Origin of the sequence: Streptomyces chryseus (assembly GCF_014650755.1) — a bacterium.
Taxonomy (GTDB): domain Bacteria; phylum Actinomycetota; class Actinomycetes; order Streptomycetales; family Streptomycetaceae; genus Streptomyces; species Streptomyces chryseus.
On record NZ_BMVO01000012.1, the window covers coordinates 136,948 to 160,640 of the forward strand.

A 23,693-nucleotide genomic window follows, 5' to 3' on the forward strand; every position below is an offset into this window, starting at 1 on the left:
CCTCCACGGCCGGTCAGTTGGCGAAGGTTGAGCCCCCGTCCTCGGTGGCGTGCGCCGGGGCCGTTTCCCCGGCGCGGCGGACCAGCGACGTACGCCGTGCCCACATGACGACGGCCCCGGCGACCGCCGCCACGGCGGCGACCACGAACGGGATGTGCGGGTCGGTCCACTCCTCGATCTTGGGGGCGAGGAAGGGCGCCGCAGCCGCCGCGAACCAGCGGACGAAGTTGTATCCGGCGCTGGCGACCGGCCGGGGCGCGTCCGACACGCCCAGGGCCAGTTCGGTGTAGACGGTGTTGTTCATGCCGATGAACGCGCCGGAGACGACCGTGCAGACGACCGCCACGGTGTGGTCGCCGTACCCGAGGACCAGCAGGTCGGCGGCGAGCAGCAGCAGGGAGCCGCCGAGCACCCTGAGCGAGCCGAAGCGCCGTTGCAGGCGCGGCGCGACGAGCACCGAGAAGACGGCGAGCAGCAGGCCCCAGGCGAAGAAGACCGCGCCCGACCGGTACGGCGTCATGTCCAGCACGAAGGGCGTGAAGGCCAGCACCGTGAAGAACGCGTAGTTGTAGAAGAACGCCGAGGCGGCGACGGACGCGAGCCCGCCGTGGCCGAGCGCCCTGACCGGGTCGAGCAGCGAGGTCCCGAGGGCCGGCTTCGGCTGCTCCGCGAGGAACGCGGTGATGGCGACGAAGCCGATGGCCATGAGGGCGGCCGTACCGAAGAAGGGGTAGCGCCAGCTCGCGTTGCCGAGCGCGGCGCCGAGCAGCGGGCCGCAGGCCATGCCGAGGCCGAGCGCCGACTCGTACAGCAGGATGGCCGCCGCGCTGCCGCCGGCCGCCGCTCCGACGATCACGGCGAGCGCGGTCGACACGAAGAGCGCGTTGCCCAGGCCCCAGCCCGCGCGGAAGCCCACGAGTTCGCCGACGGAGCCGGAGGTCCCCGACAGGGCGGCGAACACGACGACCAGGGCGAGGCCCGCGAGCAGCGTCCTGCGGCCGCCGATGCGGCTGGAGACGAAGCCGGTGACCAGCATCGCCACCGCCGTGATCAGGAAGTACGAGGTGAAGAGCAGCGACACCTGGCTCGCCGTCGCGTCCAGCCCCTTGGCGATGGACGGCAGGATCGGGTCCACCAGGCCGATGCCCATGAACGCGACCACGGACGCGCCCGCCGTCGCCCATACGGCCCTGGGCTGGCGCAGGATGCTGCCGGCTCCCTCGTCGAAGGGATCCTCTCCGTGCATGACGCCTCCACTCTCCGCTAGCTCGTTGCCCTGTGCGCAGAATAAGTTAGATTCTCTAATGAATGCAAGCTACATCTAAATCTCCCCGGACAAGGGCACGCTCCGGACGGGTGATCGTCCTTGACGCGGGGACGGCCGGGGAGGACCGTTGGGGCCTATGAGGGGCGAACCCAGTTGCCCGAAGTGCGGTGGCCGGGTCAGGGCGCCCGGTCTCTTTGCCGACTCCTGGCAGTGCGATGTGCACGGGACGGTGCACCCGCTGCAGCCCGTGGTGCCACCCAGCGTCGAGGCGCTCACGGTGGCCGTGAAACGCGCCAAGGTCCCGGTGTGGATGCCCTGGCCGCTTCCGGTCGGCTGGCTGTTCACGGGGGTGACCTGCGCGGGTGACGACCGCGGCGGCTCGCGGGCCACCGTGGTCGCCTGCTCGGGACCCGGGCCGCTCGGCGGCCTCGGCGAGATGCTGCTCGTCGCGGAGGAGCTGGGTGTCGGTCTCGGCGCGCGTTACGCCGGTGTGGAGGGCCCGGACCCCGGGACGTACATGAGCATGGACAAGCCGCCGCAGGCCAAGCTGATGGCGGCCGGCCGGCCCACCCCGCTGTGGCATCTGTCCGGCGTACCCGACGATCGCGCGGTCTTCGCGGGCGAGGCGTGCGGCCTGTGGCTGTGGGCCGTCGTCTGGCCGGAGCAGTCGGGGCTGATGATGTACGACGAGCTGATACTGACCGATCTGCGCGACGCGGGCGCGGAGGTGGACCTCGTACCGTGCGGGGCGCTGTCGCCCAGGCTGCTGGCCTGACCAGGGCTGCGGGGGCCGGCGCGGGCGGACCCGGGGGTGTTCGATTCCCGGCTATCCTGGACCGGTCCCCCGTCCCGCCGAGCCCCGGAGTCCCGCGTCGTGCGCATCGACCTGCACACCCACTCCACGGCTTCGGACGGCACGGACACCCCCGCCGAGCTGATGCGCAACGCGGCGGCGGCCGGACTGGACGTCGTGGCGCTCACCGATCACGACTCCACGCGCGGCCACGCCGAGGCGATCGCCGCGCTCCCGGACGGGCTGACCCTCGTCACCGGCGCCGAACTCTCCTGCCGTCTCGACGGCATCGGGCTGCACATGCTGGCGTACCTCTTCGACCCCGACGAACCCGAGCTGGCGCGCGAGCGCGAGCTGGTGCGCGACGACCGGGTGCCCCGCGCGCGGGCCATGGTCGGCAAGCTGCGGGAGCTGGGCGTTCCGGTCGAGTGGGACCAGGTGGCCCGTATCGCCGGGGACGGCTCCGTCGGCCGCCCGCACATCGCGTCCGCCCTGGTGGAGATCGGCGTTGTCGAGACCGTCTCCGACGCCTTCACTCCCGAGTGGCTGGCCAACGGCGGGCGCGCGTACGTCGACAAGCACGAGCTCGACCCGTTCGACGCGATCCGCCTCGTCAAGGCGGCCGGCGGCGTCACCGTCTTCGCCCACCCCGGCGCCGTCCAGCGCGGCGACACCGTCCCCGAGAGCGCGATAGCGGCGCTCGCCGCCGCGGGTCTCGACGGCATCGAGGTCGACCACATGGACCACGACGAGCCGGCCCGCGCGCGCCTGCGCGGCCTCGCCGCCGACCTCCGGCTGCTGGTCACCGGGTCCAGCGACTACCACGGCAGCCGCAAGACCGTACGGCTCGGGGAGTACACCACGGACCCCGAGATCTACGGCGAGATCACGCGGCGCGCGACCGGCGCGTTCCCCGTGCCGGGCGCGGGCGGAAGCCGCCGCCCGTAACCGCGCTTCCCTTCGCGGCCCCTTCGTCTCCCTCGTAAGACCCCTCTTCTCGCAAGGCCTCACTGTGCTCGACTTCGCTGTCTTCGGATCCCTCTTTCTCACGCTTTTCGTGATTATGGACCCCCCTGGGATCACCCCGATCTTCCTTGCCCTGACCTCGGGCCGGCCTGCCAAGGTGCAGCGCAGGATGGCCTGGCAGGCCGTCGCTGTCGCCTTCGGCGTGATCGCCGTCTTCGGAGTGCTCGGCCAGCAGATCCTCGACTACCTGCACGTGTCCGTGCCCGCGCTGATGATCGCGGGCGGCCTGCTGCTGCTCCTGATCGCGCTCGACCTCCTGACCGGCAAGACCGACGAGCCGACGCAGACCAAGGACGTCAACGTCGCCCTCGTGCCGCTGGGCATGCCGCTGCTCGCCGGCCCCGGTGCGATCGTCTCCGTCATCCTGGCCGTCCAGCACGCCGGGAGCGTCAAGAGCCAAATCTCGGTCTGGGCGGCGATCGTCGCGATGCACGTGGTCCTGTGGCTGACCATGCGCTACTCGCTGGTGATCATCCGCGTGATCAAGGACGGCGGCGTGGTGCTGGTGACGCGTCTCGCGGGCATGATGCTGTCCGCGATCGCGGTGCAGCAGATCATCAACGGCGTCACGCAGGTGATCCGGGGCAGCTGACCCCGGATCCCGGACGGCCGGCCCGCCCCGGACGCACGAGCGCCCCCGTACACGCTGTACGGGGGCGCTTTCACCTCAAAACAAACCACTACAGAGTGTTATGAAGCCGAGGTCTCGGCCGGGCGGATATAGATGCGCTGGCCGACGGAGGCGGCCTGCTGCACGATCCGGTTGACGGAGGCGGCGTCCACGACGTTGCTGTCGACGGCCGAACCGTCGACGTCGTCCAGGCGCATGATTTCGAAGCGCAAGGCTTCTCCCTTCGTCTGATCCTCCTGCTGGAGAACTGTGTGTGGGAACGCGGGGCCGGGCGCCTCGCGTTCTCTCCTGATGACAACTGTCTGCCCACTCCAGTCATTCCCTACGCTAAAGAAAATTTTCGACACTCTAAATACCGACCGGTAGGCCCACCGGTTGTGCCCGCTCGCTCACGCCACGGACAATGAGAGCCGTATGGACGACGCACAGCCTTCGGGCCCCACCGAACTCGCCAGGGTCACCGCCCGCCTGGAGCGCACCAACGAGCTGCTCCAGCGCATGCTGGTCGAGGTGGCGAAGACCCCTTCCACGCACGCGATCTTCGTCGACGCCGGATACGTCTACGCGGCGGCCGGGCTGCTCGTGACCGGGACCGAGGACCGCAGGTCCTTCGACCTCGACGCGGAAGGGATCATCGAAGCCTTCATCGACAAGGCCCGCACGATCTTCGCGGACAGCAGGCTGCTGCGGGTGTACTGGTACGACGGAGCCAGGCGACGCATCCACACCACCGAGCAGCAGTCGATCGCCGAGCTGCCCGACGTCAAGGTGCGCCTGGGCAACCTCAACGCCAACAATCAGCAGAAGGGCGTCGACTCCCTGATCCGTACGGACCTCGAATCGCTCGCGCGGCACCGCGCGATCAGCGACGCGGCCCTGGTGGGCGGCGACGAGGACCTCGTCTCGGCGGTCGAGGCGGCCCAGGGGTACGGCGCGCGGGTCCACCTGTGGGGCATCGAGGCGGGAGAGGGGCGCAACCAGGCGGAACCGCTCCTGTGGGAGGTCGACAGCCAGCGCACGTTCGACCTCGACTTCTGCAAGCCGTACGTCACGCGCCGCCCGGTGACGACGTACGAGAACGAGGGCGCGCCGAGGCCGACCCGCGAGGACGTCCGGTTCATCGGCGCGCAGATCGCGGCGGCCTGGATCGGGGCGCGCGGCCGTGAGTCACTGGCCGACCTGCTGCCGGGCCATCCGTACCTGCCCGGGTCCGTGGACCAGGAACTCCTGGTGGAGGCGGAGCGGCTGCTCCAGCGCTCCCTGCGCGGGCACGCGGACCTGCGGCGGGCGCTGCGGGACGGCTTCTGGCAGCACCTTCAGGCCCAGTACTAGTCCGCGCCCGGCCCCTCCCGGTGCCCACGCCCGGCGCTAGAGCGAGTCCCAGAACCCCGCGAGCGCCTTCGCGGTCTCCTCCGGCCGGTCGGTGTTGGGCGAGTGCTCGGCCCCCTCGATCACCGACCGGTACGCGCCGAGCCGCTCGGCCATGTCGTCGATCAGCGGCACCGGCCAGGTGTCGTCCGAGGTCCCCGACAGCACGTGCACCGGGAGCCCCACGGCCGCGAGTGCGGCCACCCGGTCCGGCTCACCGGTCAACTGCCGTCCCGTCGCGATGAGCTGAGCGGGGTTGTGCCGCAGCCAGCGGGCGCGCAGGGCCGCGCCGTCGAGGTCGGCGTCCTCCGGCGGGTCCAGCGCCCGCATGGCTTCCCAGACCTGATCCATCGTCATGGTTTCCAGCGCCTGCGTCAGCAGTGCGATCTTCTGCCGCTGGGCCGCCGAAACCTCGGCCGGCCCCGAGGACACGAGGGTCAGCGACGCGAACGGCGAGGCGTCGAACAGCACGGCGGCGCGGGCGATCTGGCCGCCGAGCGAGTGCCCGACGAGATGTACGGGCCGGCCGGCAGCCTCCGCCTGGGCGAGCACGTCCAGCCCCAACTCGGCCTGGGCGTAGCCCACTTCGTCAGCGGGTCCCTCGGACTCGTACTGGCCGCGCCCGTCGACCGCGACGGCCCGGTAGCCCGCCTCCGCGAGGGGCACCAGCATCGCGATGAAGTCTTCCTTGCTGCCGGTGTATCCGGGCAGCAGCAGCGCGGTTCCTCTGGGCTCGGCGTGCCGGGGCCCGGCTTCGAGCGCGGCGAACACGCCGCGCGAGGTGCGCAGCGGGAGCGCGCGGGTGCCGGGGGGCGGGGTGAAGGTGGGCGGCCTGCTCATGCGACGAGGCTAACGCGCCGATGGCCCGGCCCCGCGAACGGGGACCGGGCCATCGGAGGTTTGCTCAACCGTGCTGCGTCGCTCAGCTCTCCGGCTGGGCGGCGGCGGCGCGGGTGCGGCGGCGCGGTGCCTTGGCCGGTGCGGCCTCGGCGGTGGCGGGCGCCTCCGTGACGGCCTCGGCCGTCTTGGCGGTGCGCGTACGGCGGCGGGGAGCCTTGGGGGCGTCGGGCTCCGTGGCGGGCGCGGGGACCTGGACCTCGGCGGTGTCGACGGCCGCGGCGGCGCGGGTGCGGCGGCGCGGTGCCTTGGCCGGTGCGGCCTCCGCCTCGGCGGTCGCGGGCGCCTCCGTGACGGCCTCGGCCTCGGCGGTCGCGGGCGCCTCGGTGACGGCCTCGGCCGTCTTGGCGGTGCGCGTACGGCGGCGGGGAGCCTTGGGGGCGTCGGCCTCCGTGGCGGGCGCGGGGACCTGGACCTCGGCGGTGTCGACGGCCGCAGCGGCGCGGGTGCGGCGGCGCGGTGCCTTGGCCGGTGCGGCCTCCGCCTCGGCGGTCGCGGGCGCCTCCGTGACGGCCTCGGCCGTCTTGGCGGCACGCGTACGACGGCGGGGAGCCTTCGGGGCCTCGGGCTCCGCGGCAGGCGCGGGGACCGGGGCCTCCACCGTCTCCACGACGGCCTCGGCCGAGCGGGTGCGACGACGACGGCGCGGCGTGCGCGGCTCGGCGGGAGCCTCGGCGGTCGCCGTGTCCGCGGGAGCCTGCGACACCGCTGTCGCCTCGTCGGCCGACACCGACGCGCCGCCCCGCGTGCGGCGACGTTGACGCGGCGTACGCGGGGCACGCTCCTCGACGACCGCGGGCGCGGCGGCGGCCGGCGCGGACCTGCGTCCGCGGCCACCCGTCTCGCCGAGGTCCTCGACCTCTTCCGCGCGCAGCCCGGCGCGGGTCCGGTCGGCCCGGGGCAGTATGCCCTTGGTGCCGGCCGGGATGCTCAGGATCTCGTACAGGTGAGCCGACGTGGAGTACGTCTCCTCCGGCTCGTCGAACGGCAGGTCCAGCGCCTTGTTGATGAGCTTCCAGCGCGGGATGTCGTCCCAGTCGACCAGCGTGACGGCGATGCCCTTCGCGCCCGCGCGGCCGGTGCGGCCGACGCGGTGCAGGTACGTCTTCTCGTCCTCGGGCGACTGGTAGTTGATGACGTGCGTCACACCTTCGACGTCGATGCCGCGCGCGGCGACGTCGGTGCAGACCAGCACGTCGACCTTTCCGTTGCGGAACGCCCGCAGCGCCTGCTCGCGCGCGCCCTGGCCGAGGTCGCCGTGGACCGCGCCGGAGGCGAAGCCGCGCTTCTCGAGCTGCTCGGCGATGTCGGCGGCGGTGCGCTTCGTACGGCAGAAGATCATCGCGAGTCCGCGGCCGTCGGCCTGGAGGATGCGGGAGACGAGCTCCGGCTTGTCCATGTTGTGCGCGCGGAAGACGTGCTGCGTGATGTTCGCGACGGTCGCGCCCTCGTCGTCGGGCGACGTGGCGCTGATGTGCGTCGGCTGCGCCATGTACTTGCGGGCCAGGCCGATGACGGCGCCCGGCATGGTCGCCGAGAACAGCATCGTCTGGCGCTTCGGCGGCAGCATCTTCATGATCTTCTCGACGTCGGGCAGGAAGCCCAGGTCGAGCATCTCGTCGGCCTCGTCGAGCACGAGCGAACGCACGTGGGAGAGGTCGAGCTTCTTCTGGCCCGCCAGGTCGAGCAGGCGTCCGGGCGTGCCGACGACGATGTCGACGCCCTTCTTGAGCGCCTCGACCTGCGGCTCGTACGCACGGCCGCCGTAGATGGCGAGCACGCGGACGTTGCGCACCTTGCCGGCGGTCAGCAGGTCGTTGGTGACCTGCTGGCACAGCTCGCGGGTGGGGACGACGACGAGTGCCTGCGGGGCCTCGGTCAGCTTCTCGGGCGTTGCCCGGCCGGCCTCGACGTCCGCGGGGACGGTCACGCGCTCCAGCAGCGGCAGGCCGAAACCGAGCGTCTTGCCGGTGCCGGTCTTCGCCTGGCCGATGACGTCGCTGCCGGAAAGCGCGACGGGGAGCGTCATCTCCTGGATGGGAAAGGGGGACGTGATGCCGACGGCCTCAAGGGCCTCGGCGGTCTCGGAAAGGATCCCGAGGTCTCGGAACGTAGTCAGGGTGCTGCCTCTTCTGTGAGACGCGACGCGAGGCGAACGATGGGGGTCGTACCGTGCCTGGTTCTCTTCCGGCCGGAATTACGGGCCGGGGGCGCGGGACCACATGCCGTCGCTCAAGCGCTCATGTCGCTGAGGGGGCCCCTCATCTTGCGGTCGTACGCCTTGGTACGCCCCGCGTGGAGGGCTGTCGGGTCGGAGCCGATCGGGCCACCGACCGGGCATCCTCATTCAATTGCGCCGCGAAGTGCCCTGGGCACTCTGCTAGCGCTTTACCACTGTACCCCGAAATCGCGCAGGTGTGTCGGTACGATTTACCGGATCGGGGGGAGACCGGTGGCTGACCAGACCCTTACGCCCCCGGAAGGGCGGGCTATTGTGCCGTTCATGGAGACGCCTGACAACGCCACTGCACCCGAAGAGACTCCCCGGACCGGTATCGCCGCCCAGGACTGGGCGACGGCGTCCACCGAGCCGAACTACCACGCCGCGGTCGTGGACCTGCTGGGCGCGCTCGCGTACGGGGAGCTGGCCGCCTTCGAGCGCCTCGCCGAGGACGCCAAGCTGGCCCCGACGCTGGCCGACAAGGCCGAGCTGGCGAAGATGGCGTCGGCGGAGTTCCACCACTTCGAGCGGCTGCGGGACCGGCTGACCGCGATCGACGAGGAGCCGACGGCGGCCATGGAGCCCTTCGCCAAGGCGCTCGACGACTTCCACCGCCAGACCGCGCCGTCCGACTGGCTGGAGGGCCTGGTCAAGGCGTACGTCGGCGACTCGATCGCCAGCGACTTCTACCGCGAGGTCGCGGAGCGGCTCGACTCGGACACCCGGGCCCTGGTGCTCGCCGTGCTCGACGACACGGGCCACGGGAACTTCGCGGTGGAGAAGGTGCGCGCCGCGATCGAGGCCGACCCGCGCTGCGGCGGCCGGCTCGCGCTGTGGGCACGCAGACTGATGGGCGAGGCGCTCTCGCAGGCCCAGCGGGTGGTGGCCGACCGTGACGCGCTCTCCACGATGCTCGTGGGCGGCGTCGCCGACGGCTTCGACCTGGCCGAGGTCGGCCGGATGTTCTCGCGGATCACCGAGGCCCACACCAAGCGCATGGCCGCGCTCGGCCTGGCGGCGTAGCGCCGACGAGCGGACGCTACGCCGCCGCCGAACGGCGGATGCGGCCCCTGGGGCGGATGAGGAGCGAGAGCAGAACCGCGCCCACCGCCACCGCGCCGATCAGCGTCGCCACGACATGACCCGGGCCGAGTGCGGAGTGGGTGACGTACGCACCGAACAGGGCACCGAGCGGCCCCGCGGCCAGCACGACGCGCCGCGAGGGCAGCCGGTCGGCGAGCCGGTGGACAGCCGCCCAGGCCAGGGCGAAGCCGAGGGCTAGGGAGCCGAGAGCTTCCAGCAGGATCATGTGGGTTCCTCCCGTGCGGCCAGGGTGCGAATGGGTCGTAGCCCGTACTACCCCCGCCTCGCGGAAGGCAACCCTCCACAGGCCCGCCGAACAGGTCCGCGCACGACGTCCGGGCATGACGTCCGCTCACGTCGAGCGCACGTCGAGCGCGCACGTCGAACGACGGGGACGCGCGGGACGCGGGCGTTCGCGGCACCCCCGCACGCACAGACGGAACCGGCCCGGTGGGATGTCCCACCGGGCCGGTTCCGTCTGCGGTGATGCTGTGCGGAGCCGCTGATGCCGGCCCGCGTCCGACGCCTACAGCGCGCCGAAGCCCACCCTGCGCGTCGCCGGCTCGCCGATCTCCACGTAGGCGATCCGGTCGGCGGGAACGAGGACCGTACGGCCCTTGTCGTCCTTGAGGCTGAGCAGCTGCGCCTTGCCGGCCAGCGCGTCGGACACCGCGCGCTCGACCTCCTCGGCGGACTGCCCGCTCTCCAGAACGATCTCCCGGGGCGCGTGCTGCACGCCGATCTTGACCTCCACGGCTATGTCCCTCCGACGGTCAGTGCTGTGGTGCGCGGTCGTCGCGCCGTACGCAGCACACATTAGCCCGGTGAGGGGACACGGAACGCTCCGACGTCGCACGCCAGAAGCGAACACGGATCGGGAACAGGCCCCGGCCGCGTCCCGCGACGGACCGTTTCAGGCCCGCGCAGGCCGCCTCAGTGCTCGCTGCCGTGCAGCGGGAAGCCCGCGATGCCGCGCCAGGCGAGCGACGTCAGGAGCTGCACCGCGGTGTCGCGCGGGATCGTGCTGCCGCTGGAGAGCCAGTAGCGGGCGACCACCTGCGACACCCCGCCGAGTCCGACGGCGAGCAGCATCGACTCGTCCTTGGACAGACCGGTGTCCTCGGCGATGACCTCGCTGATCGCCTCGGCGCACTGGAGCGAGACCCGGTCGACCCGCTCGCGCACCGCCGGCTCGTTGGTCAGGTCCGACTCGAAGACCAGGCGGAACGCCCCGCCCTCGTCCTGGACGTACGCGAAATAGGCGTCCATCGTCGCGGCCACGCGCAGCTTGTTGTCCGTGGTCGAGGCGAGGGCGGTGCGCACCGCCTGGAGCAGCGACTCGCAGTGCTGGTCCAGGAGGGCAAGGTACAGCTCGAGCTTTCCCGGGAAGTGCTGGTACAGGACCGGCTTGCTCACACCGGCGCGCTCGGCGATGTCGTCCATCGCCGCCGAGTGGTACCCCTGCGCGACAAAGACCTCCTGCGCCGCGCCCAGAAGTTGATTGCGTCGGGCTCGGCGGGGCAGGCGTGTGCCGCGTGGGCGTGCCGCCTCTGTCTGCTCGGTGGCTGTCACGCCGCCTCCCATGTCTTTCAGTGTCGCGGCCTTTCAACAGCACGGCCGTTCCGTGCGCCGTGTGCGCCGCGCCCGCCATCGTACTTTTGGGTCATGCGGGAGCGCGCGGTGCGGACGGAGAATTTCACGGACCGGACGGCCGGGGAAGGCCGATCACGTGCCGATCGGTCGCCGGACGGGGCTTCGCACGGCCCCGTCAGCGGTAGTCGTCCTCGTCCACGGCGACCACACGGGCCTGCTCGGCGGCGTCCGCGTCGGCCGCCTCCCCGGTGTCGATGCCGGTCGGACGGTCGTCGTACGCCTGCTGCCACTCCGTGCGCTGCTCCGCGGCGTCCGCCTCGGAGGCGTCGTTGTCGAGCACGGCGGGTTCGTCGGGGGTCTCCTCCTCGGCGAAGGTCTCGGGGTCGGTCGGATCGACGGACATGCGGGGCCGCCTTTCGAGAGGAAGCGGGGGCGGTCGCGTACCCCCTTTGCTCCGAGGGTAGATCTGTGACGGCGAACACACGATTCAGTGCGTGATCGTCTCGTAACATTGCCGCATGTCTTCGACCGAGCTGCCCGGGACCAGCCTCGCCGCCGCCACCGCGGTGCCGCGGGTCAGCGCCGTGCGGGTCGCCGAGGGGGAGAAGCTGCGCTCCGTCACCCTGCCGGGGCTGACGCTGAACGTGCGCTCCCGGCCCCCGGCGCGCACCGGACTGTCGCCCGCGCTGTACGTGCACGGGCTCGGCGGGTCCTCCCAGAACTGGTCGGCGCTGATGCCGCTGCTCGCCGACGCCGTGGACGGCGAGGCGGTCGACCTGCCCGGCTTCGGGGACTCCCCGCCGCCCGACGACGGCAACTACTCGGTCAGCGGGCTGGCGCGCGCCTGCATCCGTCTGCTCGACGCGGGCGGACGCGGACCGGTCCACCTCTTCGGCAACTCGCTGGGCGGCGCGGTCGCCACCCGCGTCGCCGCCGTCCGGCCCGACCTGGTCCGCACGCTCACACTCGTCTCGCCCGCCCTGCCGGAGTTGCGGGTGCAGCGCACGGCGGTGCCGACGGGGCTGCTCGCGGTGCCGGGCATCGCCTCGCTGTTCGCCCGGCTCAGCAAGGACTGGACCGCCGAGCAGCGCACACGCGGGGTGATGGCGCTCTGTTACGGCGATCCCCAGGCGGTCACGCCCGAGGCGTTCGAGCACGCCGTGGAAGAGATGAAGCGACGGCTGGAACTGCCGTACTTCTGGGACGCGATGACGCGTTCGGCGCGGGGCATCGTCGACGCGTACACCCTGGGCGGACAGCACAGTCTGTGGCGGCAGGCGGAGCGGGTGCTCGCGCCGACGCTGCTCGTGTACGGAGGACGGGACCAGCTCGTGTCGTACCGTATGGCGCGCAGGGCCGCCGCGGCGTTCCGCGACTCGCGGCTGCTGACCCTGCCCGACGCGGGGCACGTGGCGATGATGGAATATCCGGAGACGGTCGCGAACGCCGTCCGGGAACTGATCAATGACAGCGGCAGGAGCTGATCCGGCGCGTGGGACGTCATAGTCGCCGAGGCCCCGCACCCAAGGGGGCCGCCGAGAAGCCCGCCATACCGGGCCGCGGCCTGCCGGCCGAAGCAGGACCGGACACGGCGGGGTACGACGTCGCGCCGGCCCCCGGACCAAAGCCGCAGGCGCGGCAGCAGCGGTACGGCGGCACTCCGGCTCACGGGGTGCCGCAGGTGCGCGGCGGCCATCCCGAGCAGCGGGAGGCCGGCGGCGGCTGGGGCGCCGCGCCCGGCGGCCGGTACGGCGACTGGCAGGGGGCGCCGCGGGGGCCGCAGGGACCGCCCGCCGCGCAGGCGCCGACGCAAGCGCAGGCTTTCGCGCGATCACAGGCACCGGCGCACACACCGGCGCAGGGCACCGCTCAGGCGCGGTACGCGGCGGCCGGGGCGCGGATCCCCGGACCGCGGCAGGAGTTCGTCGAGGCGTTCGACGCCCCGCCCCGGGTTCCGTCGCAGGCCGGCCCGTCCGGCCCGGCCGACGGCCGGGAGCGGGACGAGGCCGCCGGTGCCGGTGACGACGGGCGCGACGGCGGCGACCTCCAGGACGCCGCACCGGCCAAGGGCGGCAAGGGCCGGACCTTCACCGGGATCGCGGCGGCCGCCGTCACGACCGTCCTCGCCGTCGTCGTGGCCGGACAGGTCGCCCAGGGCGAGCAGGAGCCCGTCGCGTCCCCGGCCGCCGGCGACCGGAGCACCCGCGAGAGCGACGCCTCGCGTTCGGAGCCCCGGCCGACGCCCTCGCGGGCAGTGGCGGGCGCTCCGGCGACGTACGCGCAGCAGATGGCCCGGACGTACCCGATCGACCCGAAGCTGAAGGGCAAGGGTGACTTTCAGGCCATCGGCGGCTTCGACAAGGCACCGGGCAAGGGGCAGAAGTACTCCTATCGGGTGGACGTCGAGAAGGGGCTCGGACTTGACGGCGCGGTCTTCGCCCGTGCCGTGCAGGAGACCCTCAACGACGACCGGAGCTGGGCGCACGACGGCGCCATGACGTTCGAACGGATCTCCTCCGGGCGGCCCGACTTCGTGGTCACGCTCGCGAGTCCCGGCACCACGGGAGAGTGGTGCGCCAAGTCCGGCCTCGACACGCTGTCCGGCAACGTGTCGTGCGACTCGGCGGCGACGGAGCGCGTCATGATCAACGCGTTCCGGTGGGCGCAGGGGGCCGACACCTTCGGCAAGGACAAGATGTTCGCGTACCGGCAGATGCTCATCAACCACGAGGTCGGCCACCGGCTCGGGCACGGCCACAAGAACTGCGAGACGCCCGGCGAACTCGCACCGATCATGCAGCAGCAGACGAAGTCGCTCGACATCGGCGGCATCGAATGCAAGCCCAACCCCTGGGTGTTTCCCGGCAGTTGAGAGGCCTCTGTGCGCAGGCCGCAACCTGACACCGCGTAACCGAAGAGCCCTCTAGCGCGACAGAACGCGACGGCGAGGCGAAAGTTACGCGCGTTCACCCCTTTTGGTGGTGCGATGGACAACCGTCCGTCGCGTCACCGCCCTGTCCGCATACGGTCGGTCCCGCTGCGAGTCGCCGGACCAACGGCGGCCGCCCACAAGGGAGATCGGGGGTGCGCTCGTGCGGATCGGACTGCTGACGGAGGGTGGCTACCCGTACGCGACGGGTGAGTCCAGGCTCTGGTGCGACCGGCTCGTGCGCGGGCTCGCGCAGCACGAATTCGACCTGTACGCCCTGAGCCGCAGCGCCCGCCAGGAGGCGCTCGGCTGGATGCCGCTGCCGCCCCAGGTGCAGCGCGTGCGGACCGCGCCGCTGTGGGCGCCCGAGGACGACGCCGCGACGTACGGCCGACGCGAACGGCGCCGCTTCGCCGGGCACTTCCGCGAGCTGGCCGACGCGATCTGCTCGCCGGACGACGCGGACGCCGGCGACCGGTTCGCCGCCGGTCTCTACGGCCTCGCCGAGCTGGCGGGGGAGCAGGGCGGCCTGCACGCCGCCCTGCGCTCCGAGGTCGCCGTACGCGTCCTGGAGGCCGCCTGCCGCGCGCCCGGCGCGAACAGCGCCGTCCACGCCGCGAAGGTGCCGGACTACCTGGAGTGCGTCGATCTGCTGGAGCGCGCCCTGCGCCCGCTGTCCCTCGACTGGTACGACGAACGGAGCCTCGGCGCCGTCGATCTGTGCCATGCGGCCTCGGGCGGGTCCGCCGCCCTGCCGGGCCTGCTGGGCAAACGCTTCTTCGGCGTACCGCTGCTGGTCACCGAGTACGGCGTACAGCTGCGCGCGCACTACCTCGCCGCCGGCGACGCGGCCCGCAGCGCCCCCGTACGGGCCCTGCTCGCGTCCTTCCATGGCAAGCTCGCCGCCGAGGTGTACGAGAAGGCGACCCTGGTCACGCCCGGCAACACGCACGCCAGGCGGTGGCAGGAGCGGTGCGGCGCCGACCGCGCGAAGCTGCGCACGGTCTACCCCGGCATGGAGTCGGACCGCTTCGCGGCGGTGGGGGAGGGCGCCGACGGAGGCGACCCCCGCACCCTGGTCTGGGTCGGCCGCGTCGAGCCGGCCAAGGACCTCGTCTCGCTGCTGCACGCCTTCGCCGAGGTGCGCAGGGCCGAGCCGCAGGCCCGGCTGCGCGTCGTCCACAGCCGGCACGCCCAGGGCGCCGAGGCCGCCGCGTACCTCGCGCACTGCGAGGCGCTCGCCGCCCAGCTCTTCCCCGACGAGGCCGCCGACGCGCACGCCGTCGGCGACAACCCGGTCTCCTTCGAGGAGATCGGCGGCCCCGAGGTGCCCGACCTGGCCGACGCCTACGCGGCGGGCGGCGTGGTCGTGCTCTCCAGCGTCGTCGAGGGCTTCCCGGTCAGCCTGGTCGAGGCGATGTTCTGCGGCCGGGCCACGGTCTCCACGGACGTCGGCGCGGTCGTCGAAGTCATCGGCGGTACGGGCCTGGTGGTCCCGCCGCGCAACCCCCGCGCTCTGGCCGAGGCGTGCGTGGCGCTGATGCGCGACCCGCAGCGGCGCGAACGGCTGGGAGCGGCGGCGCGCGCACGCGCCCTCGAACTCTTCACCGTCGAGCAGAATCTCGCGGCATTTCGCGGCATCTACCTGGAGCTGATCTCGCACTGCCCGGTACGCCGCGAAGTGGTGGGAGCGGACGGCGAACCCGCGCTCTTCGCCAACCCGGCGGAAGCACACGTGCCGGTCCGCTGGGCGAGCGTCGGGACCGCCGCCCCGAGCTGGGCGGACGCCGCTGAGCCGGCGCACCGGGTGGGCGCCGGGTCGGGGCCCGGGGAGCGCGATGTCTGAGCGAAGCGGCCGGCAGGACCCGGCGAGACCCGTCACCACGACCGTCACCGCAGGAGGCCCGCCGATGAGCGCGACCCGTATCCCGGCCCTTCCCGGCGGGGGCGCGTGCGACACGCCCCGTACGCCCGTGAGCCCCGGCGCGTGGGGCCACGACGCGCCGCTCCCGGCGCCCGCGGCCGCCGCTCCCGGTCGCGCCGGGGCAGCGGCACCGCCCCGCCGTGGGCCGGCCGACCCGGTCCGGGCGCTCATGCACCGGCACCGGGAGCTGTGCGAACGCGCCGTCGATCCGCTGGAGATCGCCGCGGGGCTCGAAGCGCACGGGGTGACCGACAGGACCGCCGCGCGCTTCCGCCACCGGGACGTCTTCGCCCTCGCGGAGGAGCTGTACGCCCGCGTGCCGCGCGCCGGTGACGGCGCGGGAACGGCCCCCGCGCACGAGGCCCCCGCGCACGCCGGGTGGATCGGGTACGCGCTGCTGCCCGGCGTCGTGTGCGCGCTGACCGCCGCGGGGCTCGAACTCACCGAGGGGCGGGCCTGGTTGGCGGTCGGCGCGACCGGCGTACTGGTCGTGGCCGTGACCCTCGCGCTGTGCCTGCGCCGGGGGCCCCTGCGGGCCGAGGGGCGCACGGCGCCCGCCGCACGCCTGTGGGTGTGCTGGCTGCTGGGGTACGCCGTCCTCGGCGACGGGCTGCTCACGCGGCTCCTCGCGGGCGGCCCCGGCGGACCGTGGCCGGTGCGGACGACCACGCTCGTCGCCCTGGCCGTCGCTCTCGCGCCCGCCGCCTGGTGCGCGCACCGCCTCGCCGCGCAGGCACGGCGCAAGCTCGCCGCCAGCCGCGGCACCGAGGACTTCGGGGCGTCGGTACGTCCGCTCGTCCTCGGTCTCACCGGCCTCTTCGTGTGCGTGCTCGGCGCTCTCCACCTCGCGGTCGGCGCGGTCGCGGGAGCCGGGGCGACCGGCGGCGGAAGCGGCGGGGCCGTCCTGGCGGCCGGTGCGGCCCTGGGCACGCTGCTCCTCCTCGCCCGGCTGCTCACCGTCCACGGCTTCCCCCGGCCCGCCTCCGCCGGGCTCGCGGCCGCCGCCGCGGTGCAGATCGGCGCGGTGTGCGCCGTACTCGCGGCCCGTCTGCCCGGCTGCGGGTTCCTCGCCGGGCCCGTCGAGCGCCTCGTCGCCGCCGGGGGAGCGGCGGCCGTCCCGGCCGTCGCCTGCGCCGTCGCCGCGCTCGCCCTCCTCGTCCACGCCACGGTGGCCCTCTCCCGCGCCTCGGCCCACGCCGACCGTGCCCGCACGAGCGCCGCCGCCCCCGCGCGGCGGCCGGAGGGCCGGCCCGGAGCGGACGACCGCCACGGACCCGGACCGCAGGGACCGGACGGCCGCCACGGATCGGACGGCCGCCCCCGCGCCGGCCTGCGCCACGGGCCGCACTGACCGTACCGATCCGCCCCGAGGTCTCCCGCGGAGCCGACGCCGCGGGCGTACACCGCAGCACTCACCCCGCCCCACCCCGAAGGAGAACGTGACCATGACCCCCCAACCCCCATCTTCAGCCGGTCGGCACCGAGGGGACGCGCGATGAGGGTGCTGCTGCTGGGTGCCAACGGATATCTCGGCCGCTTCGTCGCCGACCGGCTGCTCGCCGACCCGGCGGTGCAGCTCACCGCCCTCGGGCGCGGTGACGACGCCGACGTACGCTTCGACCTCGCCACCGGGAGTCCCGGCGCGCTGACCCGGTTCCTGGACGCCGTGCACCCCGGTGTCGTCATCAACTGCGCGGGCGCGACCCGTGGCGGCGCCCGCGACCTGACCCGGCACAACACCGTCGCCGTCGCGACCGTCTGCGAGGCCCTGCGCCGCAGCGGCTGCGGGGCGCGGCTCGTGCAGCTGGGGTGCGCCGCCGAGTACGGGCCCTCGCAGCCGGGGTCCTCCACCGCCGAGGACGCCGTACCCCGCCCCGGCGGCCCGTACGGCGTCAGCAAGCTCGCCGCCACCGAGCTGGTGCTCGGCTCCGGACTCGACGCCGTCGTGCTCCGGGTCTTCTCACCGGTCGGACCCGGCACCCCCGCGGGTTCGCCGCTCGGGCGGCTCGCCGAGGCGATGCGGCGCGCGATGCAGGCGGGGGACGGCGAGCTGAAGCTCAGCGGACTCGGTGTCCAGCGCGACTTCGTCGACGTGCGCGACGTGGCGCGCGCCGTGCACGCCGCCTCGCTCTCCGCCGCGCAGGGCGCGATCAACATCGGCACCGGGCGCGCGGTCCGGCTGCGGGACGCCGCCGCCGTCCTGGCCCGGGTCGCGGGCTACGGCGGCGCGCTGCACGAACTGGACGCGCCGTCCGGCTACGTGCCGGGGAGCGCCGCCGCGGCTGCGCGCAACGGGGGAGTGGGCGGCGTGCTCGCCTCCGTCGGCCCCCAGCGCGGCGAGATGGCCCCGGAGCACGTGGGTGCCCCGTACCCGTACCCGGACGGCTGCGGCAGCTGGCAGCAGGCCGATGTGCGCACCGCGCGCGACCGCCTCGGCTGGCGGCCCCGCATCAACCTGGAGGAGTCGCTCGCGGACATCTGGATGGAGGCGGCATGCCGCATCTGACCACGCCCCGGCGGCAGTCGGCGGCGACCGCGGCCGACCGGATGGGCGTCGGGGTCCCCGGATACGCCCACCCGCTCGTCGCCCCCGTCGAGTGGGGTGAACTCAGCCGGCCGGGGGCGCCGTTGGACTGGGTGGCGCTCAACGTGGCCAACGGCCCGGGGCAGCGCCCCGACCCGCACTGCCTGGAGGCGGCGGGCCGCCTGCGCAATGCCGGTGTCCCCCTGCTCGGGCGGCTCGACGTGGCGTACGGGGCGCGCTCCTTCGGCGAGCTCGTCTCCGACGGGCACCGGTTCCGCGACTGGTACCGGGTCGACGGCTTCTATCTGGACCGCTGTCCCACCGACCGGACGGACCTGCCGGGCGTCCGGCGCCTGACCGCCATGCTGTCCGGGCTGGCCGAGGGCGGCTGCCGCCTGGTCCTCGGCCACGGCACGCACCCGTACCCCGGCTATGCGGAGACGGCCGACCAGCTGGTGACGTTCTCCGGGCCGTGGACGGACTACCGCTGGTCACAGGTGGCGGAGTGGACGGCGGACTACCCGCCGGAGCGCTTCTGCCACCTGGTTCACGGGCTGCCGCGCACGCACCTGGAGGAGGCCGTCCGCATCGCCCGCTGGCAGGGCGCCGGAACGGTCTTCCTGACGGACCGGACCGTCACCGGCGACCTCGACGGACAGAACGCCGCATTCGAGACACTGCCCGGCTACTGGGACGAAATCGTCTCGCGGATCGGACCGGGTGTCTCGGAATGAGAAGGGGCGTGGCAGTGTTACGCGGAGAACAACCGTACTGATTGACCGACCTACGGAGTCCCCGTGTCGCTGCCACCCCTGGTCGAGCCCGCTGCCGAGCTCACTGTTGATGAGGTTCGCAGGTACTCCCGCCACCTGATCATCCCGGACGTCGGGATGGACGGGCAGAAGCGGCTGAAGAACGCCAAGGTCCTCGCCGTGGGCGCCGGCGGTCTGGGTTCGCCCGCGCTGATGTACCTCGCCGCGGCCGGCGTCGGCACGCTCGGCATCGTGGAGTTCGACGAGGTCGACGAGTCGAACCTGCAGCGCCAGATCATCCACAGCCAGGCCGACATCGGCCGCTCGAAGGCCGAGTCCGCCCGCGACTCGGTCCTCGGCATCAACCCCTACGTGAACGTCGTCCTGCACGAAGAGCGGCTCGAAGCCGACAACGTGATGGAGATCTTCTCCCAGTACGACCTGATCGTCGACGGCACCGACAACTTCGCGACCCGCTACCTGGTCAACGACGCGTGCGTGCTGCTCAACAAGCCGTACGTCTGGGGCTCGATCTACCGCTTCGACGGCCAGGCGTCGGTGTTCTGGTCCGAGCACGGCCCGTGCTACCGCTGCCTCTACCCCGAGCCCCCGCCGCCGGGCATGGTCCCGTCCTGCGCCGAGGGCGGCGTGCTGGGCGTGCTCTGCGCGTCCATCGGGTCGATCCAGGTCAACGAGGCCATCAAGCTCCTCGCCGGCATCGGCGAGCCGCTGGTCGGCCGACTGATGATCTACGACGCCCTGGAGATGCAGTACCGCCAGGTCAAGGTCCGCAAGGACCCCGACTGCGCGGTCTGCGGCGCGAACCCGACCGTCACCGAGCTCATCGACTACGAGGCCTTCTGCGGCGTCGTGTCCGAGGAGGCGCAGGAGGCGGCGCTCGGCTCCACGATCACTCCCCGGCAGCTCAAGGAGTGGATCGACGCCGACGAGAAGATCGACATCATCGACGTCCGCGAGGTCAACGAGTACGAGATCGTCTCGATCCCCGGCGCGCGGCTGATCCCGAAGAACGAGTTCCTGATGGGCAGCGCCCTCCAGGACCTCCCGCAGGACCGGAAGATCGTCCTGCACTGCAAGACGGGTGTCCGCAGTGCGGAGGTCCTCGCGGTGCTGAAGTCCGCGGGCTTCGCCGACGCGGTGCACGTCGGTGGCGGCGTCATCGGCTGGGTCAACCAGATCGAGCCGGAGAAGCCGATCTACTAGGCCGCCCGGCCGGCCGGGCGCCCACGCGCGCCTGCCCGGCTCCGCGCCTGCCTGGCTCCGGGCCTGCCGCGCCCGCCTGTCGAACGCCGAGGGGCCGCCCCGCACACCACGTGCGGGGCGGCCCCTCGGCGTTCGACCTCAGTGTCCGGTGGCCAGCAGCTCGGCCACCCTTTCGAGGGCGGCGGGCGCCAGGTTGCGGCGCAGTGCCTCGACCAGTTCTTCCGGGGTGCTCCGGGTGTCGAGGGTGATTACGCCGTAATCGCGTCGCCGCCGCGCCTTCGGCACCGGTACGGGCGCGTCCTGCGTGCTGCCCGGCAGCTGCTGCTCGTCGCGCGGCAGGCGTGCGATCCGCCGGGCGTCCTCGACCGACACCCGGCCATCGGCCAGTGCCTCCTGCAGGTCCTCCCGCAGCCGCATCAACGACAGCCGCTGCGAGACGAACCCCTGGGTCTTGCCGATCCGGGCGGCCACCTCCCGCTGCGAGTAGCCGTACGCGGTGATCAGGCCCTGGATGGCCTGCGCCTGCTCCAGCTCGGTGAGGTCGTCGCGCTGCACGTTCTCGATCAGCGCGTCCTCGTCGGTGCGCGTCGCGTCCTCCCGTACGAGCACCGGCACCTCGCGCAGCCCGGCGAGCCGGGCGGCGGCGAGCCTGCGGTGGCCGTGCAGGACGACGTACGGGGCGTCGCCGACGGCCGCCTCGTGCTGCGGGTGCACGGCGAGGAACGCGCCCCGGGAGACGACGCCGAGGGCCTGGAGCACGCCCCGCTCGCGCAGCGTCTGGGCCAGGCCGTCCAGGTCGCGCAGCTCGTGGCGCGGGTTGTCGGGGTTCTCGGCGAGGTCCGTGACGGGGACGGTCAGCGGGTACGTGTCCCGCCCGGCCGACGGCACGGGAGCGTCGCCCGGTGTGAGCAGGGTGGCGAGGTCGGTGCGGCGGCCCATCAGCGCACCACCGCCCTCTTGGCGGCGCGGGTGCGGCGCTTCGGCCCGGCCGGGGCGGGGATCACCGCGAGGCCGACCTCCAGGGCGAGCCGGAAGAAGTCCTCGCGGGCCTGGAGTGCGACGCGGTTGGCTCCGTACTGGGTGACGACCAGGCCGTCGGCGGAGGCGCGGGTGTGCAGCTTGTAGTGGCGTACGACGGTGCGCGCGAGCGGCCAGTCCTGCGCCTCGACGAACGCGCGGGTCTGGTCGAGGTCCGCCTTGCCGTCGCGAGGGTCCCAGTTGTTGATGACCACGCGGAACGGCAGCCCGCGCGGCTTCACGACGCGCTCGATGGTCCGCTGCGTGGGCTGGAAGCCCAGCGGCTCCGGCTCGATGGGCACGATGACGTCGTGCGCGCTGTCGAGGACGGCGCGCAGCGCGTCGGCGGCGGGCCCTTTCCCGAGGGGGTCGTCGCCGTCGGTCTCCGCGAGGTCGAGCCAGCCGGGCGTGTCCACGAAGACGTGCTGGGCGGAGGGGATGCGCGCGAGCGCGGCGAGGCCGGGGAGGTCGTCGTGCGCCTGGACGAAGTCGAACGGCAGGCCGTCGCCGACCCGCTCCGACCACCAGACGGCGGACCCCTGCGGGTCGATCGAGACCGCGACGACGGGCGGCTGCCCGCCCTTGGTCCCGGCCCCGAGCACGTCGGCGGTGACGGCGGCGAGGTTGACGGCGAGCGTGGATTTACCGACGCCGCCCTTCTGATTGAGAATCACGTGTACGTGGGCCACGACCACTCTCCCTGTTTCGCGCAAATCCGACATTCGGGATGTACGGTCACTGTGGCAGTGGTGCGCTGACAGGGGCCGCGTACACGCCGGAGCGCGGTCCGTTCGCGCTACGAGCAGGTGGTGTCGTTCGCCGGGACCCTGCCGTTCAGGAAGTAGGCGTCCACGGCGCGCCCTATGCAGCGGTTGCCCGTCAGGTACGCGCCGTGGCCCTCGCCCTCGTACGTGAGCTGCACGCCCACGCCGTCGCCCAGCTCCTCGACCATCCGCAGTGAACCCTCGTACGGGGTGGCCGCGTCGCCCTTGCCGCCGATCACCAGCAGCGGGGGCGCGCCCGGCGCGCCGACCTCGGGGGTCACGTGCTCGCCCACGACCGGCCATGAGGCGCACCAGCCGGCCAGGTCCCACGCCAGGTAGGGGCCGAAGACGGGGGAGACCTTCCGGAAGTCCGCGAGGTGGGTCGCCCGGACCTCGGCGCCGCTCACCCGGCCCTTGGCGTCGGCGCAGTGAATGGCGCGCTGGGCGTGCTGGTCCGTGCCGTACCGCCCGGCCGTGTCACGGTTGTTGTACGCGTCGGCGAGCCGCAGCAGGGTCCTGCCGTCGCCGTTCTCCGCCTCGCGCAGGGCGCGGGTGAGCGTCGGCCGGCTGTCCTCGCTGTAGAGCTGGGACATGATGCCGGTGAGGGCGAGGCTCTGCGTGAGCGGACGGCCCGCGGCGGCCGGCAGCGGTCTCTCGTCGAGCCGGTCGAGCAGGCGCACCACGCGCTCGGTGCCGGCCCCTGCGCTGGTGCCGGTGCTGCGGAAGTAGCTGTCCAGGGCGCGCTGGAAGCCCAGGGCCTGGTTGCGCGAGTGGCGGACGAAGTCGGCGGACGGGTCGACGACCGCGTCCAGCACCATGCGCCCGACGCGGCCCGGGAAGAGGTGGGCGTACGTGCCGCCCAGCTCCGTGCCGTAGGAGAAGCCGAAGTAGTTCAGCTTCCTGTCACCGAGGACCTGGCGGATGAGGTCCATGTCGCGGGCGGCGTTGCTCGTTCCGACGTACGGCAGGACCTTTCCGGAGCGCTCGGCGCAGCCCGCCCCGAACGCGGCCGAGTCGTCGAGGTAGGCCCGCTCCTCGGCCGGTGTGTCGGGGGTGGAGTCCAGCCGGAACGACGCCTCGGTCTGCCGGTCGTCCCGGCAGACGACGGCGGAACTCGCGGCCACGCCGCGCGGGTCGAAGCCGACCAGGTCGTAGCGGGTGTGCAGGGGGGTGAAGCTCGGCGCGTGGCCGGGCATGTCCGCCACCCCCGAGCCGCCGGGCCCGCCGAAGTTGAACAGGAGGGAGCCGAGGCGCCGGTCGCTGTCGGTGGCCTTCGAGCGGATCAGCGCGATGCCGATCGTCGCCCCGTCCGGCGCGCGGTGGTCCAGGGGCGCGGTGAGGGTCGCGCACCGCCACGCGCCGCCGGGCGGCCGGGCGCCGCTGCCGGCCCCGCGAGGTGCGGAGCACGGCTTCCAGTCGAGCCGCTGGCCGGTGAGCCGGGCGGGCGGAGCGGGCAGGCGCTCGTCGGCCTCGTCGCCGGTGGCCCGGGCGGTGGGAGCGGCCGACGTGGGGCGTGGGGCCGCAGGCGTGGGGGTGGGATCGGCCGCGCCGGCGGAGCCGCCGCTGCCACATCCGGTGGCCGTGCCCGCCAGGAGGAGCGCGGCGGCTGCCAGGGCGGCCGCCCGTACGAGATGCGCCATGGTGGCCCCCACCGGATCCCAGGACTGGAGAACAGATTCG

General features: G+C 73.3%; 23 protein-coding genes. 12 read left to right on the plus strand and 11 right to left on the minus strand.

Features of this window, described 5'->3' with window-relative positions; translation table 11 throughout:
* Window positions 1-13 precede the first annotated feature (13 nt).
* Window positions 14-1,246: an MFS transporter gene (locus IE185_RS19525; RefSeq protein WP_138897818.1), complete on the minus strand. Its 1,233-nt coding sequence runs from the start codon at window positions 1,244-1,246 to the stop codon at window positions 14-16.
* Between the two features lie 157 nt (window positions 1,247-1,403).
* Here IE185_RS19525 and IE185_RS19530 point away from each other — a divergent pair, with 157 nt between their 5' ends.
* The 3 genes from IE185_RS19530 (at window position 1,404) to IE185_RS19540 (ending at window position 3,678) form a co-directional block, all read left to right on the plus strand.
* A complete protein-coding gene (locus tag IE185_RS19530; protein WP_138897817.1) occupies window positions 1,404-2,042 on the plus strand; it encodes a DUF6758 family protein in 639 nt (212 codons plus the stop codon).
* Between the two features lie 99 nt (window positions 2,043-2,141).
* Complete coding sequence (locus IE185_RS19535; RefSeq protein ID WP_138897816.1) at window positions 2,142-3,008, plus strand: PHP domain-containing protein; 867 nt, start codon at window positions 2,142-2,144, stop codon at window positions 3,006-3,008.
* A gap of 64 nt (window positions 3,009-3,072) precedes the next feature.
* Window positions 3,073-3,678, plus strand: a complete 606-nt coding sequence (locus IE185_RS19540; RefSeq protein ID WP_138897815.1) for a MarC family protein — start codon at window positions 3,073-3,075, stop codon at window positions 3,676-3,678.
* Window positions 3,679-3,776: 98 nt separating this feature from the next.
* Here the strand turns inward: IE185_RS19540 and IE185_RS19545 are convergent, their stop codons facing one another.
* Window positions 3,777-3,929: a DUF8834 family protein gene (locus IE185_RS19545; RefSeq protein WP_167519084.1), complete on the minus strand. Its 153-nt coding sequence runs from the start codon at window positions 3,927-3,929 to the stop codon at window positions 3,777-3,779.
* 202 nt (window positions 3,930-4,131) lie between these two features.
* Between IE185_RS19545 and IE185_RS19550 the strand changes: the two genes are divergently transcribed.
* Entirely contained in the window at window positions 4,132-5,049 is a 918-nt protein-coding gene (locus IE185_RS19550) for an NYN domain-containing protein (protein ID WP_138897814.1), read from the plus strand.
* Window positions 5,050-5,085: 36 nt separating this feature from the next.
* On the opposite strand, the gene IE185_RS19555 is transcribed toward IE185_RS19550, so the two are convergent.
* Both IE185_RS19555 and IE185_RS19560 read right to left on the minus strand, forming a co-directional pair.
* Complete coding sequence (locus tag IE185_RS19555; RefSeq protein ID WP_189715629.1) at window positions 5,086-5,925, minus strand: alpha/beta fold hydrolase; 840 nt, start codon at window positions 5,923-5,925, stop codon at window positions 5,086-5,088.
* Window positions 5,926-6,007: 82 nt separating this feature from the next.
* On the minus strand, window positions 6,008-8,011 hold the full coding sequence (locus tag IE185_RS19560) for a DEAD/DEAH box helicase (protein WP_308432782.1): 2,004 nt from the start codon (window positions 8,009-8,011) through the stop codon (window positions 6,008-6,010).
* A 474-nt stretch (window positions 8,012-8,485) separates the two neighbouring features.
* Between IE185_RS19560 and IE185_RS19565 the strand changes: the two genes are divergently transcribed.
* Window positions 8,486-9,226 (plus strand): ferritin-like fold-containing protein, encoded by a 741-nt coding sequence (locus IE185_RS19565; protein ID WP_069930471.1) that lies wholly within the window; start codon window positions 8,486-8,488, stop codon window positions 9,224-9,226.
* Between the two features lie 16 nt (window positions 9,227-9,242).
* Here the strand turns inward: IE185_RS19565 and IE185_RS19570 are convergent, their stop codons facing one another.
* The 4 genes from IE185_RS19570 to IE185_RS19585 all read right to left on the minus strand — a co-directional run bounded on the left by IE185_RS19570 (window position 9,243) and on the right by IE185_RS19585 (window position 11,282).
* Window positions 9,243-9,509 carry a hypothetical protein gene (locus tag IE185_RS19570; protein WP_138896380.1) on the minus strand — a complete coding sequence of 89 codons (267 nt, stop codon included), beginning with the start codon at window positions 9,507-9,509 and terminating at the stop codon, window positions 9,243-9,245.
* 303 nt (window positions 9,510-9,812) lie between these two features.
* Complete coding sequence (locus IE185_RS19575) at window positions 9,813-10,040, minus strand: DUF3107 domain-containing protein (RefSeq protein WP_189715631.1); 228 nt, start codon at window positions 10,038-10,040, stop codon at window positions 9,813-9,815.
* 179 nt (window positions 10,041-10,219) lie between these two features.
* Window positions 10,220-10,858 (minus strand): TetR/AcrR family transcriptional regulator, encoded by a 639-nt coding sequence (locus IE185_RS19580; RefSeq protein WP_069930470.1) that lies wholly within the window; start codon window positions 10,856-10,858, stop codon window positions 10,220-10,222.
* 196 nt (window positions 10,859-11,054) lie between these two features.
* Entirely contained in the window at window positions 11,055-11,282 is a 228-nt protein-coding gene (locus IE185_RS19585; protein WP_138896378.1) for a hypothetical protein, read from the minus strand.
* A gap of 115 nt (window positions 11,283-11,397) precedes the next feature.
* Here IE185_RS19585 and IE185_RS19590 point away from each other — a divergent pair, with 115 nt between their 5' ends.
* From IE185_RS19590 to moeZ, 7 genes are all read left to right on the plus strand, one after another.
* Window positions 11,398-12,363 (plus strand): alpha/beta fold hydrolase, encoded by a 966-nt coding sequence (locus IE185_RS19590; RefSeq protein ID WP_138896377.1) that lies wholly within the window; start codon window positions 11,398-11,400, stop codon window positions 12,361-12,363.
* A gap of 8 nt (window positions 12,364-12,371) precedes the next feature.
* Complete coding sequence (locus IE185_RS19595; protein ID WP_138896376.1) at window positions 12,372-13,751, plus strand: DUF3152 domain-containing protein; 1,380 nt, start codon at window positions 12,372-12,374, stop codon at window positions 13,749-13,751.
* A gap of 220 nt (window positions 13,752-13,971) precedes the next feature.
* Window positions 13,972-15,654 (plus strand): GT4 family glycosyltransferase PelF, encoded by a 1,683-nt coding sequence (pelF, locus tag IE185_RS19600; RefSeq protein WP_138896375.1) that lies wholly within the window; start codon window positions 13,972-13,974, stop codon window positions 15,652-15,654.
* 64 nt (window positions 15,655-15,718) lie between these two features.
* Window positions 15,719-17,083, plus strand: coding sequence for a hypothetical protein (locus IE185_RS19605; protein WP_138896374.1), 1,365 nt, complete (start codon window positions 15,719-15,721; stop codon window positions 17,081-17,083).
* Between the two features lie 144 nt (window positions 17,084-17,227).
* Window positions 17,228-18,238: an SDR family oxidoreductase gene (locus tag IE185_RS19610; RefSeq protein WP_138897880.1), complete on the plus strand. Its 1,011-nt coding sequence runs from the start codon at window positions 17,228-17,230 to the stop codon at window positions 18,236-18,238.
* Window positions 18,226-18,990, plus strand: coding sequence for a spherulation-specific family 4 protein (locus IE185_RS19615; RefSeq protein ID WP_138897881.1), 765 nt, complete (start codon window positions 18,226-18,228; stop codon window positions 18,988-18,990). The genes IE185_RS19610 and IE185_RS19615 overlap by 13 nt, the downstream gene beginning before the upstream one ends.
* 63 nt (window positions 18,991-19,053) lie before the next feature.
* Entirely contained in the window at window positions 19,054-20,232 is a 1,179-nt protein-coding gene (gene moeZ, locus IE185_RS19620; protein WP_138897882.1) for an adenylyltransferase/sulfurtransferase MoeZ, read from the plus strand.
* Window positions 20,233-20,370: 138 nt separating this feature from the next.
* On the opposite strand, the gene IE185_RS19625 is transcribed toward moeZ, so the two are convergent.
* The 3 genes from IE185_RS19625 to IE185_RS19635 all read right to left on the minus strand — a co-directional run bounded on the left by IE185_RS19625 (window position 20,371) and on the right by IE185_RS19635 (window position 23,653).
* Entirely contained in the window at window positions 20,371-21,171 is an 801-nt protein-coding gene (locus IE185_RS19625; RefSeq protein ID WP_138897883.1) for a ParB/RepB/Spo0J family partition protein, read from the minus strand.
* Window positions 21,171-21,938 carry a nucleotide-binding protein gene (locus IE185_RS19630; protein WP_208766388.1) on the minus strand — a complete coding sequence of 256 codons (768 nt, stop codon included), beginning with the start codon at window positions 21,936-21,938 and terminating at the stop codon, window positions 21,171-21,173. Before IE185_RS19630 ends, IE185_RS19625 begins: the two co-directional genes overlap by 1 nt.
* A 107-nt stretch (window positions 21,939-22,045) precedes the next feature.
* Entirely contained in the window at window positions 22,046-23,653 is a 1,608-nt protein-coding gene (locus IE185_RS19635; RefSeq protein WP_189715632.1) for an alpha/beta hydrolase, read from the minus strand.
* Window positions 23,654-23,693 lie beyond the last annotated feature (40 nt).

Bases quoted from the DNA above. Each gene is read 5' to 3' on its own strand.
- IE185_RS19530 (WP_138897817.1), top strand. From the start codon at position 1,404: ATGAGGGGCGAACCCAGTTGCCCGAAGTGCGGTGGCCGGGTCAGGGCG.
- IE185_RS19585 (WP_138896378.1), bottom strand. From the start codon at position 11,282: ATGTCCGTCGATCCGACCGACCCCGAGACCTTCGCCGAGGAGGAGACC.
- IE185_RS19610 (WP_138897880.1), top strand. From the start codon at position 17,228: ATGAGGGTGCTGCTGCTGGGTGCCAACGGATATCTCGGCCGCTTCGTC.
- IE185_RS19605 (WP_138896374.1), top strand. From the start codon at position 15,719: ATGAGCGCGACCCGTATCCCGGCCCTTCCCGGCGGGGGCGCGTGCGAC.
- IE185_RS19525 (WP_138897818.1), bottom strand. From the start codon at position 1,246: ATGCACGGAGAGGATCCCTTCGACGAGGGAGCCGGCAGCATCCTGCGC.
- IE185_RS19615 (WP_138897881.1), top strand. From the start codon at position 18,226: ATGCCGCATCTGACCACGCCCCGGCGGCAGTCGGCGGCGACCGCGGCC.
- IE185_RS19550 (WP_138897814.1), top strand. From the start codon at position 4,132: ATGGACGACGCACAGCCTTCGGGCCCCACCGAACTCGCCAGGGTCACC.
- IE185_RS19560 (WP_308432782.1), bottom strand. From the start codon at position 8,011: ATGACGCTCCCCGTCGCGCTTTCCGGCAGCGACGTCATCGGCCAGGCG.
- IE185_RS19635 (WP_189715632.1), bottom strand. From the start codon at position 23,653: ATGGCGCATCTCGTACGGGCGGCCGCCCTGGCAGCCGCCGCGCTCCTC.
- IE185_RS19555 (WP_189715629.1), bottom strand. From the start codon at position 5,925: ATGAGCAGGCCGCCCACCTTCACCCCGCCCCCCGGCACCCGCGCGCTC.
- IE185_RS19590 (WP_138896377.1), top strand. From the start codon at position 11,398: ATGTCTTCGACCGAGCTGCCCGGGACCAGCCTCGCCGCCGCCACCGCG.
- IE185_RS19625 (WP_138897883.1), bottom strand. From the start codon at position 21,171: ATGGGCCGCCGCACCGACCTCGCCACCCTGCTCACACCGGGCGACGCT.
- IE185_RS19565 (WP_069930471.1), top strand. From the start codon at position 8,486: ATGGAGACGCCTGACAACGCCACTGCACCCGAAGAGACTCCCCGGACC.